Consider the following 17,349-nt stretch of genomic DNA (forward strand, 5'->3'; position numbering starts at 1 on the left):
TCTGTTTTATGCAAGGTAAGACACATGCAGCAAGACACTCTCTCAACCGCAGCGACGTCTGCGGTTTTTTCACATTCATCCGCCGGAAAAACGGCAGCCGTTGAATTCCGCCAGGTCAGTAAATCTTTTGGTCCGCATGAGGTTATCCGTAACGTGGATTTGCGTGTGGACAGCGGCGAAGTGGTGGCAGTTTGCGGGCCCTCCGGTTCGGGAAAATCCACGCTGATCCGGCTGATTAATCAGCTGGAATCGGTCAGCAGCGGTGAAATTCTTATCGCTAACCAGCCGACGCGCAATCTCAAAGGCGCCGCATTACGCCAGTTGCGCACGCACATCGGCTTTGTATTTCAGCAGTTCAACCTGTATGCCCATCTCACCGCCGAAGACAACGTCAGTCTGGCGCTGATCAAAGTACATGGCTGGAAGAAAACTCAGGCACGCGAAAAGGCACGTGCATTGCTGACACGCGTCGGGCTGGGCGATAAAGCGCTGCATTATCCTGAGCAGCTTTCCGGCGGTCAGCAGCAGCGGGTGGCGATTGCCAGAGCGTTAGTCACCGATCCGGGCATCATTTTATTTGATGAACCGACGTCGGCGCTGGATCCGGAAATGATCGGCGAAGTATTACTGGTGATGCAGGAACTGGCGAAAAGCGGCATCACCATGATTGTGGTGACGCACGAGATGAGTTTTGCCCGTGAAATCGCTGACCGGGTGATTTTCATGGACGGCGGTGAAATTCTTGAACAGGCGCAGCCGGAAGATTTCTTCCTGCGTCCGCAACATCCGCGTGCGCAGCGGTTTCTGCAGAAAGTCCTGTTCCCGCTGCATCCGCAAAGCGGAGACGCGCTATGAACTGGCATCCCGACTGGGCTGGCGTGCTGACCGGCCAGCCTCTGCAATGGATAATAGCCGGCTTCCTCACCACGCTGTATGTCAGCATTGTTGGCAGCCTGCTCGCCACGTTACTGACGGTGTTGCTGCAGGCGCTGCGCCTGAGTTCGTCGCGTCTGGCACGCGGTGCGGTGGCAGCCTTTGTCTCTGTTTTTCGCAACACGCCGCTGCTGGTACAACTGCTGTTCTGGTATTTCGCGGCGTACGGCGCGCTGCCGCAAAGCTGGCGTTTTTATATCGGCGACAACCATCCGTGGGCGACGTTTCCGGGCAACATTGCGTGGCTGACGCCGGAATTTCTGTGTGCGGCCTGGGGGCTGGCACTGTTCACAGCGGCGTTTCTGGTGGAAGAAGTGCAGGCCGGGCTGAATTCTGTGTCTAAGGGCCAGACCGAAGCGGCGATTTCTCAGGGGTTCAGCCGTAAAACGCTGCTGCTTTCGATTCTCCTGCCGCAGGCGCTGATCAACGCGTGGCAGCCTATCACCGGCCAGTATCTCAACCTGATGAAGCTTTCCTCGCTGGCGACAGGTATTGGTTTTTCGGAACTGACGTATCAGGTCAGCCAGATAGAAAGTTATAACGCGCACGCCTTTGAGAGTTTCGCCGTCGGGACGCTGCTGTATCTGGCGCTCGGACTGATCCTCGGCTGGCTGATGACGGCGTTTGGCCCGAAACGACCGCAGCACAGGCCACAGGTGGTAATGAAGGAGGAAACCCGCGATGGAGTTTGACTGGTCTGTTATACACGATAATTTCACTTATCTGTTGTGGGGAAGGCTGGCGGATGGCGAGCCGGGCGGAGTATTGCTGACGCTAATCATGGCGGCATCGGCGGGCTTTCTGGCGTTACTGTTCGGTGTGCTGATGGCGGCGCTGGCGTGGCGTTTCGGCGGCTGGACGCGGAAAATCCTGTTTATCTGGGCATCGTTTATCCGCGGTATTCCGCTGATATTCGTGATTTTCTGGCTGTATTTCCTGCTGCCGGTGGTATTTGGCGGGTCGATCCCCGGACCGATGACGGTGATTCTCGCGCTGGCCTGGTTTACCTCGGCGGCGGTGATGCATTCGACGCTGGCCGGTCTGGAAGCCTTGCCGCGCGGGCAAACTGAAGCGGGAATTGCGTCCGGCATGAGTGACGGTAAAGTGCTGTTGTTCGTGCTGTTACCGCAGGCGTGGCCGAATTTGCTGCCGTCGTATCTCGGGCTGCTGATCTCTCTGGTGAAAGACACGTCGCTGGCGTTTATCGTCAACGTGCCGGAACTGACCACCGTCGCCGGACAGGTGAATAACCGGGTACAAATTTATCCGGCAGAAATCTTCCTGCTGGTCGGGCTGATGTATTACCTGCTGTGCGCCTCGCTGGCGTATCTGGCCGGTAAATCGATAAAACGTCGTCAGGGGTTGCGGACGTAAAAGAAAACCCCGCCTGGTTCCGGCGGGGTTTTCAGACTGGAGAGACGGCAGGTTTATTGTCTTTTGCTGACTGACGTTAATTCTGTATCCACACTCAGATCCCGGTCGAACCATTTTTCAGAAATCTTCTTCAATGTCCCGTCTGCCCGTAATTCGCCCAGTGCGACATCCACTTTCTGTTTCAGTGCTTCTCCGCGCGCATCTTTCCTGAACGGCAGGGCGACCTGTTTCAGGCCAAACGGTTCACCGACAACTTTCAGCGGCAGATTTTTATGCTTGATCTGCCCGAGCAGGATCACCTGGCCGGAAACATAGGCATCCACTTTTCCCTGCGCCACGCTGTTAACCACCACATCCATCCCCTCGAAGGTCACCAGCTTGATTTCATTTTTCGGGTCAAACTCTTTCAGGACTTTGGCATAGTTCGAACCGAGATCGGCGGCGACGGTTTTGCCTTTCATGTCCTGCAAACCATGAATGGTGGTGTTGTTTTTACTCACCGCTAACTGCGCCGCTGAGTAATAGTAGGGCGCCGAATAATCATATTTTTTGCGCCGCTCCGGCGTGTCGGCGAAATTGCCCACGGTATCCACTTTGCCGGTTTCCAGAGAGCCCAGCACGCCCACCCAGTCGGACGTTACCCATTCAACTTTATAGTGAATCTTACCGGCAACGGCGTTGAGAATGTCCGCGCTGAAACCTTTGATGGTGTCGCCCTCTTTGAAATAGTGCGGATAACCGTCCGGTGTCGCACCCACCCGCAGAACCGGTTCGTCATCCGCTTTTTCGGCGGGTTTATCACATGCGGTCAGCAGAAGAGGGAGCGAACAAATCGCCAGTGTTAACAATCGCATAACATAATTTCCTGTTTAACCAGCATAAGGTTTGCCGAGATGTTTTTCGAGGCGACGCTGTAACTCACTGAAAATGATGGTCAGCGCCCAGTAGACCAGCGCCACGGCGAAATACGCTTCGAAGAATTTCAGCGATTCTGTAGCCACCATTTTTCCGGCGGCCAGCAGTTCGCTAACGCCTAAAGTGAACGCCAGCGAAGAGTTCTTGATCAGGCCGATATACACGTTGCCGGTCGCCGGAATGGCATTGCGGCAGGCTTGCGGAAACAGAATGCGGCTGGAGGCTTTAAACATGCTCAGTCCGGAGGCCAGAGAGGCTTCCAGCTGCCCTTTATCAACAGAGTCGATGGCGGCACGGAAGATTTCCGCCAGATAAGCGGACGTGTTTAAGCTTAAACCGAGGATCACCGCATTCATGGCGCTCAGTGAATTCATCGAAGGAATAATTTGCGGCAAACCAAAATAAATAATCAGTAACTGCACCAGAACCGGCGTGCCGCGAAAGAAGGAAATATAAAGGTGGGCGAAAGCCGCGGGTATTTTGCCGGCCCTGAGTAACAGGGCGAAAATAATACCCAGAACGGTAGCCAGCAAAATGGAAAGCAATGAAATCAGCAAGGTCACGGGAAGATAAACGAGGATCTGCGGAATAACGCCGAGCATATAAGGAAAATCAAAATTCATTGTGCAAAGTTCCGTGTACGGCCATCAGGCAAAATCGTGTAAGAAAGAACGGGTGCGGTTCGAAGAGCCGGTCTGGAAGATTTTGGCCGGTTCGCCTTGTTCGATAATATGGCCGTGCTCCATGAAAAATATCCGGTCAGAGACATCCCGTGCAAAACTCATTTCATGCGTCACGATCATCATGGTTAAGTCGCGCCCGGCCAGTCCTTCAATCAGGTTCAGCACTTCACGGCGCATTTCAGGATCCAGGGATGACGTGGGCTCATCGAATAAAATGACCTGCGGATCAACGGCCATGGCGCGGGCGATGCCGACGCGCTGCTGCTGTCCGCCGGAGAGTGTGCCGGGATAAGCCGCCGCTTTGTGCGCCAGACCCACCTGCGCCAGCAATTCTTCACCCCGTTCGCGCGCCTGCGCTTTGTTCAGTTTTTGGGTAAAACGTAAGATCTCAGTGATGTTTTCCAGTGCGGTTTTATTTTTAAACAAATTGTAGTGCTGAAATACCATCGAAGTCTGGCGGCGAAAATCGGCTGTTTGTCTGCGGGTGAGTGTGTCCGCATTAATGTGTTTATCTCCAATCTGGATCTGGCCGGAATCCGGCCTGACCAGCAAATTCAGCGAACGTAACAGAGTGGATTTCCCGGAACCTGAGGGGCCAATAATCGACACCACTTCACCTTTATTCACGGTGAAATTAATATCCGACAGGGCAGGGAATTGGTTAAATGATTTATTTAATCCGCTGACAGTGATCATGCATGCTCCCGCTGGTTAATATAAATAACGCGCATATTTCCTTAAAGGAATATTAACTTTTCGGTTGCCTGCGACAAATGCTTTAAATCGCTAACGATATGCGGGGCGTAATATTATGCATAATACCGGAGCGGATAATCTTTATTGTGCCGGTTTGAACTGACAACCGGCAGCGCATCAATCAGCTTTTTCGTCCACGGATGCGCCGGATGGTAGAACACATCATCGACATTTCCGTGCTCCACGACGCTGCCGTCTTTCATCACCATCACCCGGTCTGCCAGATGGTGCACCACGCCTAAATCATGGGAGATAAACAACAGCGCCGTGCGGTGTTCGGCCTGCATTTTTGCCAGCAAATCCAATACCTGCGCCTGAATCGAAACATCCAGCGCGCTGACCGGCTCATCGGCCACCAGCAGCGCAGGGTTAGGCGCAAAGGCACGGGCAATCGCCACTCGCTGACGCTGTCCGCCGGACAATTCACGCGGATAACGGTGCAGAAAACTGTCGCCAAGCTGCACTTCATCCAGCAACTGACGGACGCGGTTGCGGCGTTCCTTACCAAAAATGCCCACGCTGTCGAGGCTTTCGCCGATGATTTTTTCAACGTTATAGCGCGGATCAAATGAACTCAGCGGATCCTGCGCAATCAGCTGGATACCACGACGTTGCAGTCTGCGCTGCGCTTCCGGAACCTGGCTCCAGCGCTGCCCCTGAATTTCTATCGTGCCGGATACCGGTTCGGTCAGCCCGAGGATCATCCGCGCCAGCGTGGTTTTCCCCGAGCCCGATTCGCCGACAATGCCCAGCGTTTCACCGGCAAACAGTTGCAGACTGACGTGACTGACCACGGTTTTACCAGCGTACGCTTTGCTGAGATGACGGGCTTCCAGCACCGGATTAGAAACGGAAATATTGCGTGCAGGCAGCGGTTCACCACGTTTGCCAGAAAGCTTAAGACCGCGCGTCGCGGGGCTGGGAACCGCCGCCAGTAGCTGTTGCGTATAGGGATGGTCCGGCGCGGACAGCAGCTTTTCGCCGCGACCTTCCTCAACCACTTTGCCCTGATGCATCACCAGAATACGGTCGGCCAGTTGCCCGACCACCGACAAATCGTGGCTGATCAGCAGCAGGCTTTCGCCTTTATCGCGCCGCTGTTGCAGCAAATCCAGGATCTGTTTTTGCACCGTCATGTCCAGCGCGGTGGTCGGTTCATCGGCAATCAGTAAACCGGGATTTCCGGCCAGTGCGGTGGCAATTAAAACCCGCTGGCGTAACCCTCCGGAAAGCTGATGCGGATAGGCACTGAGGCGGTTTTGCGCATCGGGAAATCCGACCGATTTCAGAGAGGCGATCACCTGTTCGCTGAGCAACTTCGGATCGGTTTTGCGGCTGGCGGTCAGCGCATCGCGAAGCTGCCGCCCGACCGGCCGTAACGGATCGAGCGACACCAGCGCGTCCTGCAATACATAGCCAATCTGGCTGCCGCGAATTTTACGCCAGCGCCGCTGGCTGGCGCCAAGCATGTCTTCACCGCCAATCACAAAACGATCGGCAGTAATACGCGCTTTGCCATCCTGTAAGCCAAGCAGGCTGCGGGCTGTCACGGTTTTCCCTGAGCCGGATTCACCGACAAATGCCACGGATTCCCCGCGACGCAGTTGCAGATTCAGCCCGCTGACGGCGGCTTTTTCACCCTTTGCCGACGGAAAGAAAATCGACAGGTTTTGGATATCAATTAACAGTTCGTCGCTCATGGACGTTTTCCTTCGAAAGTGGCCTGCCAGTAACGCCCGAGTGTGTTGACTGAAATCACGGTCAGGGTGATTGCCACGCCCGGCCAGACGCCAATCCACCAGGCATTACGCAGATAATTACGGCCTTCGGCCAGCATCAGCCCCCATTCGGCGGTCGGCGGTTGCGGGCCCATACCGAGAAAACTCAGCCCGGCGGTGCCGATAATCGCCGTGCCCAGCCCGAGCGTCGCCAGCGCCGGAACGTGCGCAATGGCGTGCGGCAACACATGCCGCCAGACCAGCACATGGCGCTTCAGCCCCAGCGTGCGCGCCTGTTCGACATAGCCGGAAGACATCACCAGAAAGGTTTGTGCCCGCACTACGCGGGTGAAGCGGGGTACTGACGCCACGCCGAGTGCGAAAATCAGATTGGTGGTGCCGGGACCGGTAAAGGCAATCAGCATCAGCGCCAGCAGCAAATCCGGAAAGGCTGAAACCACGTCCACCGCGCGGCTGATCAGCTCATCCAGCGGCCCTTTGAATAAACCCGCCAGCAGGCCAAGCAGGGTGCCTATACTGACCGCGACAACCATCGCCGCCAGGCTAATCAGCAGGGAATAACGGCTGCCATAAATGATACGCGCCAGCACGTCGCGGCCTAACTCTGTTTTTTGAGTGACTGCCTCAAATTCAGGGTTGCTGGCGTCGGCCCACACCGACAGAACTTTGGGTTCGCCGCCCAAACTGACCCAAAGGTCAAGGTCGTGGGCGTCGGCCCACACCGACCAGAGACCCGGTAACGCGCGGGCCTCTGGACTCCGCGCTTTTTTAACTGCGCGCTGTCGCGGGCAAAAGGGACATGTCCTGTTGCATCAGTAAGTGGCGCAAAATGTCATCGCTTCGCGATTCCCGAATTTCAGATTTCGAGCCTTGGGTCTCGAACCGTTCATTCGGTGCCATTTTTGATCACGCCAATCAACCTTTTTAAAAGATGAAAAACAATCCCGCTTTTGAATTTAAGATCGTGCGGGCGATTCAGAAATCTTGCTGAACGGAGCGGCTTCGAGACCTATGGCTCGAAGACCGAGAGAAGGAACCGCAAAGCGGCAAGATTTCCAGCCTGTCGCTGCGATACCTGAAACATAGCCAGCGAGCGGAGCGCGCAGTGAAAGAGCCGGAGATTCCTAAGAGGCGCGGCGATAGGCGCCTCTTAGGGCCGGTTTGGGTGGCAACCCAAGGTCTTTATGTGAAGATTGATTTTAAGACGCGAGTGCGGCGTCCCGCACAGAAACAAACTGATTCTCCGGCTCACTTAACCCCAGATTCCCCCGCAGGGTCTGCGCCTCATAGTCCGTCCGGTATAACCCGCGTGCCTGCAAAATCGGGATCACGCTGTCGATGAAATCATCGAATGCCGTCGGGGTGCCGCCGCGAACGATAAAACCGTCGGTTGCGCCTGAGGTGAACCAGTGTTCCAGACCGTCGGCGATGTCTTCGGCAGTGCCAGAGAAGGTCGGACGCGGTGTGGCGGCTTCCAGCGCGGCCTGTCGCAGTGTCAGTCCGTGTTCATGAGCGTTGCGTTTGATTTCATCTGTCGTGCTGCGGAAACTGTTTTGCCCTAAATCTCCGATGTCCGGGAAGGGAGCATCCGGATCGTATTGCGCAAAATCGTGATGCTCAAAGTAGCGGCCTAGATAATCCAGCGCGCTTTCCAGCGTCACCAGTTGCGCGGTTTCCTGGTACTTGCGTTCGGCATCGGCAGGCGAGTCGCCGATAATCACGCTGATACCCTGGAAGACGCGGATGTCCTCAGCGTCACGGCCGTGTTCTGCTAACTGGCGCTGGACGTCGAGACGGAATTCGCGTGCCAGCTCCGGGGTTTCCTGACGGGTGTAAATAGCGTCGGCAGCTTCGGCGGCAAAGGCTTTACCCTGTTCAGATGCTCCGGCCTGAAAGACTACCGGACGGCCTTGCGGCGAGCGTCCGACGTTCAGCGGCCCCTGGACCGAGAAGTATTTACCGTGGTGATTGAGCGTGTGCAGTTTCTGTGGCGCAAAGAACTGGCCGGTGCTTTTGTTGCGCACAAACGCGTCTTCTTCCCACGAGTCCCACAGGCCTTTCACCACGCTGACGTATTCGCTGGCAATGCGATAACGTTCGTCATGTTCCGGATGTTTATCGCGGGAGAAGTTTTTCGCCGAACCTTCTAGCGGCGAGGTCACCACGTTCCAGCCCGCACGGCCACCGCTCAGATGATCGAGGCTGGCGAACTGGCGTGCTACGGTAAACGGTTCGCTGTAAGAGGTCGATAATGTCGCCACCAGGCCGATTTTTTGAGTCACCAGCGACAACGCTGAAAGCAGGGTAATCGGCTCAAAACGGTTGAGAAAATGCGGAATAGATTTCTCAGTAATATAAAGTCCGTCGGCGACAAATAAGAAATCAAACTTAGCCTGTTCGGCTCGTTGTGCTAATTGCTGGCAGAACTGAATATTAATACTGGCATCAGCGACGGCATCCGGATGACGCCATGCGGACATATTTCCGGACGCACCCTGAATAATGGCACCCAGACGTAACTGTTTTTTCTGACTCATTGATTCATCCTTAAGATTATATTATTCAGCCGCCGTTAAGCCAGCGTGCGTAATTCAGCGACAGAGCGAACCAGCAGCGCCTGCTCCTGGGCATCAAAAGCCTGCTGATTGAGAATTTTGCGCAGATACACCAGTTCGACGCCCAGCGGATTGGTCGCCCGATGAAACGGCTCGTAACCGCGTCGCTGATACAATGCGGTCAGCCACGGATGGTTTACCGCCGTCGCCAGATACACCGCCGGTGATTTCAGCGTGTCGCGTAAGAATGTTTCTTCGACGTAGCGGATAATTTCATTGCCAAAACCCTGACCCTTGGCGTGTTCCGCCACTGCAAACCAGTGAACAAACGGCCACGGCGCAAGATGATTTTTCGCAGGCGTCCACAGAAAACGCGTGGTCAGCGTCGCCGTCAGTACGCCGTCTTTTTCCAGCACATACGTGGTTTCATTGCGGATAACATCCCGCACATCCTCAACGCTGGCGCGGGTGATGGTGAAATGAATGCCATGTTCCAGCAGCGGCGCGTAAGCTTTTTGCAAAAGGCTGTGCAGCGCAGCCGCTTCTGATTCCTGAGCAAGGCGGATCACGTGGCTCATCGTGTGTCCTTAAGCCAGCGCAACGCTGGACGTGGCTAACAGTTCGAGGGAACGCAGGCGCGCACGGGGCTGAGAAACCGGCGTATCAATGATAAATTCTTCCACACCGTACCTTGCCTGCAACGCTTCCAGTTGCTGATGAACATCCTCACCGGTGCCGTACAGCACTTCGGACTGACGTTCTTCAATACGATGAGATTTGGCTTTTGACTGACGCAGATACGCCTCAACCTGTTCCTGGCTGCCGACGTTGACGCTTTGCCCGTCGCTGGTGATAACGCGATATCGCTGCGTTTTATCCACCAGCCGTGCGGCCTGTTCGGTGGTGTCAGCGACAATTACCGGCACAGCCAGAAGCGCGCGTTTGCCATGACTGTCGTGCGAATAAGCGGAAAGGGCGCTGGAAATATCGCGCTCGTCGGCATTCAGGTGCGCAGCAAAGACGAAATTCCAGCCGAGACTGGCAGCCAGACGGGCGCTTTGTTCGCTGGCACCTAATAAGAAACGTGAGGCGGACTGCGGTGGCTGTGGGGTAGCAGAAAGCGCATCGGCGTCTTTGCCTCTGACGGGCACTGAAAGCCAGTCGTCGAGCTGACGCAATTGTTCCGCAAAATCGCCCTTACGTGCCGGATCCACCGCGTATTGCAGCGCATGGGTCGAAAGCGGTAATCCGCCCGGCGCTTTGCCAATACCGATATCCACACGGCCGGGGGCAAGTGACGCCAGCTGATTAAAATTTTCCGCCACTTTATACGGACTGTAATGTTGCAGCATGACGCCGCCGGAACCCACCCGCAGGTGCTGCGTATGCGCGAGGATCCAGGCGATCACGATTTCCGGCGAAGAGATCGCGAGTTTGTCAGTATTATGATGCTCCGCCAGCCAGAACCGGTGATAGCCCCAGCGTTCTGCATTTCTGGCGAGTTCCAGCGTCCGGCGTAATGCTCCTGCGGCATCTTCATGCTCATCGAGCGGACTTTTTTCCAGCAAACTTAAACGGTATCCCATCGTTTTTCCCTTTATTCGCAACACGTCGTTAACAGGGATTATTAAAGTCAGGAACAAAAGATGTAAAACAACAATAGTTGCTATGGAGTTGCGGGAGATGAGAATGGATGTGGGGGGCGTATCACATGTGCTTTGAGCTCAAGCTCAAGCTCATGCTCAAGCTCATGCTCAAGCTCAAGCTCATGCTCAAGCTCAAGCTCAAGCTCAAGTCAAATTCAAAATCAAGGTCGTGGGCGTCGGCCCACACCGACCAGAGACCCGGTAACGCGCGGGCCTCTGGACTCCGCGCTTTTTTCACTGCGCGCTGTCGCGGGTATGACGGACATGTTCTGGCGCATTGGTGAGTGGCGCAAATCCAGGTGCTTCGCACTGCCTTCTCTCGGTCTTCAAGCCATAGGTCTTGAAGCCGCTCCGTTCAGCTGAATTTTGAGCACGCCAGTCAACTTTTCTAAAAGATGAAAAACAATCTGCCTTTGAATTTAAGATCGTGCGGGCGATTCAGAAAGCTTGCTGAACGGAGCGGCCTGAAGACCGAAGGCTTCAGGACCGAGAGAAGGCACCGCGAAGCGGCAAGATTTCCAGCCTGTCGCTGCGATACCTGAAACATAGCCAGCGAGCGGAGCGCGCAGTAAAAGAGCCGGAGATTCCTAAGAGGCGCGGCGATAGGCGCCTCTTAGGGCCAGTTTGGGTGGCAACCCAAGGTGTTGACCTTTGCCCGTATGGGCCGACGCCCATAACCTTAAATCCGATTTTAAAAGCGCCCCAGGTCGCTCACCTGCAAAACCTGATATCCGAAGAAGGGCGCACTTGCTGCGCCCTGGATTAACCCGCTATTCAGAGGTAGCCGCTCTTTTGTATGCAGGCCTTAACGGCCTATCAACAAACTCCATTGTGACTGGATTAAAGTAACGACTAGGCCAAATCGTGGAGGGAGGAACTCCAATTGCCTGACCGATCAGCAATTCGCCTTTTGGCCACGGGCGGGACAAGGCATTTGACAAAGTGGATGAACCCAACCCTGCCGCGCGTGATACCGCAGCCAAAGTGGTACCTTTTTTGCGCAGTGCCGCAATGATGTCGGCAGGATGCCAGTCCTGAAAAGGAAAAGATATTTTGGGTGGATAGTTTGTGGTCATTTCGCAGTTTCCGTTGCAAAGCGATGAGATAGCTATCACAAGAGGTGCAAATCTCTGGGGGGTGATAGCTCAGACGGAGTTTGCACTACCGGGCACAACGGATGCCGGCCAGTCCGGAGACTGCCCCCTCTGAGCCACCATTGAGACGTGCATATTACACGAAAGCGTAATATGCAACAGGTGTGCAAAGGCCTCGACATATAACGTAAAGTATATATATCGACGTTGTGACATCCGGGGTGCAAATCCCGGCCACGGATTTTGCCGTAGCAAATCCACTATAGCGTAAATAGGTAGCGTAAACCAAGCGGATAAAAACGGGCATAAATGTTGATTTAATTAGGGTTTTTAGCTGTTCAGCTAATAGCAAAAAAAGCCTCCCGCATCAGGGGAGGCTGTATCCATTGCTATCAGCGGGTTGGATGATTTACTTCTACCGCACGCAAATCAAACAATAATACTTCTGCCTGATCTCCGTCGGTAAAGGTCAGTTTATCTTCCTGACGAACCCGCGCACCGTCACCGGTTCTGAACTCAATACCGTTCACTTTAATGCTGCCGCGAGCCACATGGATGTAGGCATAACGGTTCGGGTCAAGATTAACTGTCGCCTGTTCCGCGCCATCGAAGAAACCGGCGTAAATCTTCATATCCTGACGAACGGTCAGCGAGCCTGCGTCACCTTTTGGCGAAACGATCAGGCGGAACTGACCACGTTTGTCCGCTTCAGGCACAGACACCTGCTGATAACCTGGTTCGGTGCCGTTTTCCGCTGGCACAATCCAGATTTGCAGGAAATGCACGCTGTCGTCGCCGGAATGGTTGAACTCACTGTGCGTCACGCCGGAGCCTGCGCTCATCAGCTGTACATCTCCCGGGACGATCACTGAGCCGGTACCCATTGAATCTTTATGCGCCAGTGCGCCTTCCAGCACGTAAGAAATGATTTCCATGTTGCTGTGCGGATGTGCGCCAAAGCCGCGTCCGGCTGCGACCTGATCATCGTTGATGACCAGCAGGTCTGAGAAACCGACCTGTTTTGGATCCCAGTAGCTGGCGAAAGAGAAGGTGTGACGGGAATGCAACCAGCCGTGGTCACCTAAGCCGCGTTGTTCAGAGAGACGTTGTTCGATCATGGTGTACTCCTCAGTGTGTCAGGGAGGAAGTGCGTTTGCGCTTCCGATGAACAGAGAATACACGTAAACTAATTTGCTCAACAATGCGGTGATTTGACTATCACTGTCACGTTTCAGTTGACAATAATGCGGCGTGCAAAAGAGAGGGAGAAGTGATGCAGATAGAAGATCTTCGTATTTTCGTCGCGGTGATAAAAGCCGGAAGTTTCACTGCCGCTGCCGAACAGCTGTTGTTGTCGAAACAGTACGTCAGCCGCCGCATGGCCGCACTGGAAGCGGGGCTGAATGCCCGTCTGCTTAACCGCAATACCCGCAAACTGTCGGTGACCGAATCCGGTCAGTTGTTTGCCGGACACGCACAGCGCATCCTCGACGATATAGCAGAAGCAGAACGGGCGGTGTCGCAAAAGCGCCAGGTGTTGCAGGGTTCTTACCGCCTGAGTATTCCGATGTCATTTGGTATCAGCCATCTTTCACCGCTGATTGCTGAATTTCTGGGGCAGCATCCGGCCATTCAGTTTCAGGTGGATCTGGTGGACCGGTATGTCGATCTGGTCGGTGAAGGCTTTGATATTGCGCTGCGTATCGGCAATCTGGCCGATTCTTCGCTGGTGGCACGCCGTCTAGGTGAGCTGAAACGGGTGATATGTTGCAGCCCGCAGTATCTGGAACGCATGGGGACGCCGCAAACGCCGGAAGACCTGCTGCAACATCAGTGTCTGCGTTATGGCCGTGAAGGGCAGACGGGCTGGGAGCTGGATCATAACGGCAAGCGCCGGTTATTCGAGGTGCGGGGGCCAATTGTCAGCAACAACGGTGAAGTGCTGCGCGATGCAGCCGTGGCCGGACTCGGGCTGGTGTTATTGCCAGAATTCATCGTCGGACCGGCGTTGCAGTATGGCGCACTGGTGCGGGTGCTGGACGATTTCCACCCCGGCGCGCTGGATCTGCATGCCATTTATCCGCAGCACCGCCAGCGCAGCGAAGTCACCCGCGTGTTTCTGGACTTTTTACAGGAGCGGCTTAAAGCGCAGCGCGTCTCTGCGGCATGATTTGCCTGATAAAGACCGCCCGGAACGAAAACCCTGCTCAGGCAAGTTGGCAGGATCAGGCAAGAAATAAAGAGAACTGTGGCTTGCTGCTGCGGGCTTTAAATCTATAGTAAATGGGTCATTAACATTTCAGGAGCTGACTGATGAAAACTGTTGGATTTGCGGCCTACGATCCTAAAAAACCGCTTGCCCCGTTCGCCTTTGAGCGTCGCGGCCTGCGTGATAACGATGTGGCAATGGAAATTCTGTACTGCGGTGTCTGCCATTCAGATTTGCATACGGCGAGAAATGACTGGGGCTGGAGCTATTATCCGATTGTTCCCGGCCATGAAATTGTCGGACGCGTAACGCAGACTGGCAGCCAGGTCAGCCGGTACAAGATTGGCGATCATGTCGCGGTTGGTTGCATGGTGGACAGCTGTCAGGAATGCGATCAGTGTAAAAAAGGCGAAGAACAGCTGTGTCGTGAAGGGAATACCGGAACGTACGCCGGTTATGACCGTTTCACCAAAGAGCCGACACAGGGCGGATATTCCAAGCATTTAGTGGTGCGCGAAGAGTTCTGCCTGCGTATGCCGGAGGGGTTAGATCTCTCCAAAGCTGCGCCATTGCTGTGTGCCGGGATCACCACCTGGTCGCCGCTCAAAACCTGGAACGTCAAACCGGGCAGCCGTGTGGGCGTGATTGGTCTGGGCGGTCTGGGTCATATGGCGGTGAAACTGGCGGTCGGTCTGGGTGCGGATGTCACCGTGGTCAGCCGTTCGAATGCCAAAGAAGCCGACGCACTGGCCCTGGGTGCTAACCGTCTGCTGGTCAGCGCGGACAGCGACGCCATGGCGCAGGCACACGATCATTTCGATTTAATCATCGATACCGTGCCGGTAAAACATGACGTCACGCCGTACCTGCCGTTGCTGGATGTGGATGGCACGCTGGTGCTGGTCGGGCAGGTCGGACCGATGGACGAGTTCAACACCGTTCCGCTGCTTTTAGGTCGTCGTCGCGTGGCCGGTTCGCCAATCGGCGGGATCCGCGAAACTCAGGAAATGCTCGATTTCTGCGCTGAGAAAAACATTCTGCCGGATTGTGAAATGATCCGTATGGATGAAATCAACGAAGCGTTCGAGCGCATGGAAAAAGCGGACGTGCGTTATCGTTTCGTGATTGATATGGCTTCTCTGGATGCCCCTGCGACAGTCTGATCAGCAGGATCACTGAGCAGTAACAGAAACAACATTGGCTCCTGAATAAGGAGCCATTTTTTTATGCAGAAACGGGCAGCGATCCGCGTCTTTTCAGCGGCACGGTGATGAAAATCAGGCACAGCACCACCAGTCCGATACCCGTCCAGCCCAGCGCAGGCAATCTTTCGCCGACAATCAGCACCGCCAGTACTGCCGCCACAACCGGTTCCAGCAGGGTGATGGTGGTCGCCATACTCGCCGGGATCCGCGCCAGCGCATAGCCGAAACAGACGTACCCTACGAACATCGGGATCAGCGCCATGTAAACGCCGACCGCTGCATTATTCCACGACGCCAGCAGCGGGCCGCCGGTGATAAACAGCACCGGCATCAGGAACAGGCCGCCAAGTCCGAAAGTGGCGCCCATCGCGGCGCGGGAGCTTATTCCCCGCTGCATGAGATGGCGTGCCGCCCAGGAATAGAGTGCGTAAGTCAGACCGGCAAGCAGCCCGAGCCCGATCCCGGCAATGACGCCGGAACCCTGACCGGTTGCCGCATGACCGGCACTTTCGGCCACGCACAGTAAAATCATGCCCGCTACGCCGATGGCAGCGCCAGTCATCCAGCGGCGTGAAAGACGTTGCCCGTCGAGCGAATACTCAATCAGCGCCGACAACAGCGGGGCGGAACCGATAGAAATCACCGTACCCACCGTGACACCGGCCAGATGCATAGAGGCGTAAAATGCCAGCGGATAAATACCCACCGCCAGTGCGCCGGTCAGTAACATGCGCCAGTTCTGGCGAAACCGGTGGCGGCTGGCAATAATGCCTTTGGCGGAAATCAGCGCCTGCAATAATCCGCCCAGCCCCATCGCCACCGCACCAATCGCCAGCGGGCTGACGTCTGGCGCAAAGGTCGCGGCGGTCCCGGTCGAACCCCATAACACGGAAGCGAACAAAACGGCGAGGATCCCCAGCATGCGTTCCCTGCGGGCGACGATCATGACGCCTCCATCATTTCAGCGGCCATTGCCATTGCCTGACGCACGCACCGGCCATTGCCTTCCAGTCCGGCACGGGAAATCGCGCCTTCCAGAAGAAACGAGAAATGACGCGCCATCAGTTGCGCTCTGGCTTCATCAGCCGGGAACAGTTCGCAAAGATGCGCGGTCACGATCGCTTCCACCTGTTCTTTGTGTCCGCGTACGGCAACGCGTCCTGGCGCACCGGCGGGGAGTTCAGCCGCGGCGTTCAGCAATCCGCAGCCCCTGAATCCGCGTTCGTAAGAAAACTCCGCGTGATCGTCGTAAGCCTGAAAAACGGCCAGCACTTTCTCTTTCGGCGTGACCGCGTTTTTCAGTCTGCTGGCGTAAAGCTGTAACCATTCGTCGTGGCGGATTTCAATGTACGTTGCCACCAGTTCGGCCTTGGATTCGAAATTGTTGTAGAGGCTTTTTTTCGCCACTCCGGCTCTTTTGATAATGGCGTCGATACCGGTGGCGGCGATGCCGTCGTTATAAAACAGTACGCGTGCTGCGCCCAGAAGGCGGTCGCGGGCGCTTTGCGGTGAAGAGTCTGATGCGGACATAGGCTTTCTCGTCACAATGAATTTGCGGTAGGTATACCAGTCTACCTACTTGTTGTAAAGTCAGTGAATGATAAGAGAAAGTGACGATTTTGCCCGTGCCTTTATTGTGGGAAAGGGACATAATCCGGCAAAAGCCGTGGAGAGACAGCAGGTTGGACTCATCCGGCGGGCAGCATTGTCGTTAACTTTCGGAGAGAAAAATGATTCATGAATGGCTGAACACCTTACATCTTATTGCAGGCATGTTATGGACTGGCGGGTTGCTGGCGCTGGCATTGGTCAGCGTGGTGTTTCGCAGTGCGGGAACCGGCGCAAACGACGGGCTGCGGGCGCTGGCCGTCACCGTGCAAAAATGGAACCGCTGTATTACCAGTCCGGCGATGATCCTGCTGTGGGTGGCGGGGATCTGGATGATTGTCAGTCACGGCAAGTTCCCGCACGCCTGGTTGCTGATCAAAATGGTGGTGGTGCTGGTGCTTTCCGCGCTGCATGGTTTGCTTTCCGGCAACTTACGTCGTCTCGCCAGCGGTCAGCCAGCTAAAGATTTTGCGCTGGTGCGCAAAGCCGGAACCGTGATTGTCATTGGCGTCATCATCATCGGCATTATGGCTATCATCCGGCCTTTCTAAGATTCTGATTTTAATAAAGTCAGGCAGATGACAGAGCAGGAAATCCACGTGAAAGCGTGGATTTTTTTATGTAGGGAGGTA

Annotated in this window: 18 protein-coding genes; 6 read left to right on the top strand and 12 right to left on the bottom strand. The window is 55.2% G+C overall.

Going from position 1 to position 17,349, the window contains the following annotated elements; translation table 11 throughout:
* The first annotated feature begins 24 nt into the window (after positions 1-24).
* From EC840_RS16235 to EC840_RS16245, 3 genes are read left to right on the top strand one after another with little or no spacing between them, the layout of a single operon-like run.
* Positions 25-855: an amino acid ABC transporter ATP-binding protein gene (locus EC840_RS16235; RefSeq protein ID WP_132966132.1), complete on the top strand. Its 831-nt coding sequence runs from the start codon at positions 25-27 to the stop codon at positions 853-855.
* Positions 852-1,625 (top strand): amino acid ABC transporter permease, encoded by a 774-nt coding sequence (locus tag EC840_RS16240; RefSeq protein WP_132966134.1) that lies wholly within the window; start codon positions 852-854, stop codon positions 1,623-1,625. Before EC840_RS16235 ends, EC840_RS16240 begins: the two co-directional genes overlap by 4 nt.
* On the top strand, positions 1,615-2,307 hold the full coding sequence (locus EC840_RS16245) for an amino acid ABC transporter permease (protein ID WP_132966136.1): 693 nt from the start codon (positions 1,615-1,617) through the stop codon (positions 2,305-2,307). Before EC840_RS16240 ends, EC840_RS16245 begins: the two co-directional genes overlap by 11 nt.
* Before the next feature lie 53 nt (positions 2,308-2,360).
* Here EC840_RS16245 and EC840_RS16250 read toward each other — a convergent pair whose 3' ends face one another.
* The 10 genes from EC840_RS16250 to EC840_RS16300 form a co-directional block, all read right to left on the bottom strand.
* Positions 2,361-3,161: an amino acid ABC transporter substrate-binding protein gene (locus EC840_RS16250; protein WP_132966138.1), complete on the bottom strand. Its 801-nt coding sequence runs from the start codon at positions 3,159-3,161 to the stop codon at positions 2,361-2,363.
* Positions 3,162-3,176: 15 nt separating this feature from the next.
* Positions 3,177-3,845, bottom strand: a complete 669-nt coding sequence (locus EC840_RS16255) for an amino acid ABC transporter permease (protein ID WP_112288533.1) — start codon at positions 3,843-3,845, stop codon at positions 3,177-3,179.
* A 24-nt stretch (positions 3,846-3,869) separates the two neighbouring features.
* The gene (locus EC840_RS16260; RefSeq protein ID WP_132966140.1) at positions 3,870-4,601 is read right to left on the bottom strand and encodes an amino acid ABC transporter ATP-binding protein; all 732 of its coding nucleotides are present in this window, start codon (positions 4,599-4,601) and stop codon (positions 3,870-3,872) included.
* Between the two features lie 113 nt (positions 4,602-4,714).
* Positions 4,715-6,361 carry an ABC transporter ATP-binding protein gene (locus EC840_RS16265; protein WP_132966142.1) on the bottom strand — a complete coding sequence of 549 codons (1,647 nt, stop codon included), beginning with the start codon at positions 6,359-6,361 and terminating at the stop codon, positions 4,715-4,717.
* Entirely contained in the window at positions 6,358-7,062 is a 705-nt protein-coding gene (locus EC840_RS16270) for an ABC transporter permease (RefSeq protein ID WP_338068971.1), read from the bottom strand. The genes EC840_RS16265 and EC840_RS16270 overlap by 4 nt, the downstream gene beginning before the upstream one ends.
* Positions 7,063-7,599: 537 nt before the next feature.
* A complete protein-coding gene (locus tag EC840_RS16275) occupies positions 7,600-8,937 on the bottom strand; it encodes an LLM class flavin-dependent oxidoreductase (protein WP_129639950.1) in 1,338 nt (445 codons plus the stop codon).
* 35 nt (positions 8,938-8,972) lie between these two features.
* A complete protein-coding gene (locus EC840_RS16280; RefSeq protein ID WP_120162462.1) occupies positions 8,973-9,533 on the bottom strand; it encodes a GNAT family N-acetyltransferase in 561 nt (186 codons plus the stop codon).
* 9 nt (positions 9,534-9,542) lie between these two features.
* A complete protein-coding gene (locus EC840_RS16285) occupies positions 9,543-10,541 on the bottom strand; it encodes an LLM class flavin-dependent oxidoreductase (protein ID WP_132966144.1) in 999 nt (332 codons plus the stop codon).
* A gap of 830 nt (positions 10,542-11,371) precedes the next feature.
* Positions 11,372-11,677, bottom strand: a complete 306-nt coding sequence (locus tag EC840_RS16290; protein WP_112288767.1) for a helix-turn-helix transcriptional regulator — start codon at positions 11,675-11,677, stop codon at positions 11,372-11,374.
* Positions 11,678-12,087: 410 nt separating this feature from the next.
* Positions 12,088-12,813, bottom strand: a complete 726-nt coding sequence (locus tag EC840_RS16300; RefSeq protein ID WP_132966146.1) for a pirin family protein — start codon at positions 12,811-12,813, stop codon at positions 12,088-12,090.
* A 155-nt stretch (positions 12,814-12,968) separates the two neighbouring features.
* Between EC840_RS16300 and EC840_RS16305 the strand changes: the two genes are divergently transcribed.
* Positions 12,969-13,865 carry a LysR family transcriptional regulator gene (locus EC840_RS16305; RefSeq protein WP_112288764.1) on the top strand — a complete coding sequence of 299 codons (897 nt, stop codon included), beginning with the start codon at positions 12,969-12,971 and terminating at the stop codon, positions 13,863-13,865.
* 143 nt (positions 13,866-14,008) lie between these two features.
* Entirely contained in the window at positions 14,009-15,067 is a 1,059-nt protein-coding gene (locus EC840_RS16310) for an NAD(P)-dependent alcohol dehydrogenase (RefSeq protein ID WP_129639956.1), read from the top strand.
* Between the two features lie 61 nt (positions 15,068-15,128).
* Here the strand turns inward: EC840_RS16310 and EC840_RS16315 are convergent, their stop codons facing one another.
* Together EC840_RS16315 and EC840_RS16320 are read right to left on the bottom strand one after the other, a co-directional pair.
* Positions 15,129-16,055: a DMT family transporter gene (locus tag EC840_RS16315; RefSeq protein ID WP_132966148.1), complete on the bottom strand. Its 927-nt coding sequence runs from the start codon at positions 16,053-16,055 to the stop codon at positions 15,129-15,131.
* Complete coding sequence (locus tag EC840_RS16320; protein ID WP_132966150.1) at positions 16,052-16,639, bottom strand: TetR/AcrR family transcriptional regulator; 588 nt, start codon at positions 16,637-16,639, stop codon at positions 16,052-16,054. The genes EC840_RS16315 and EC840_RS16320 overlap by 4 nt, the downstream gene beginning before the upstream one ends.
* Before the next feature lie 200 nt (positions 16,640-16,839).
* Here EC840_RS16320 and EC840_RS16325 point away from each other — a divergent pair, with 200 nt between their 5' ends.
* Positions 16,840-17,268, top strand: coding sequence for a CopD family protein (locus EC840_RS16325; protein WP_132966152.1), 429 nt, complete (start codon positions 16,840-16,842; stop codon positions 17,266-17,268).
* Positions 17,269-17,349: the final 81 nt, after the last annotated feature.

Origin of the sequence: Rahnella sp. JUb53 (genome assembly GCF_004346065.1) — a bacterium.
GTDB lineage: Bacteria > Pseudomonadota > Gammaproteobacteria > Enterobacterales > Enterobacteriaceae > Rahnella > Rahnella variigena.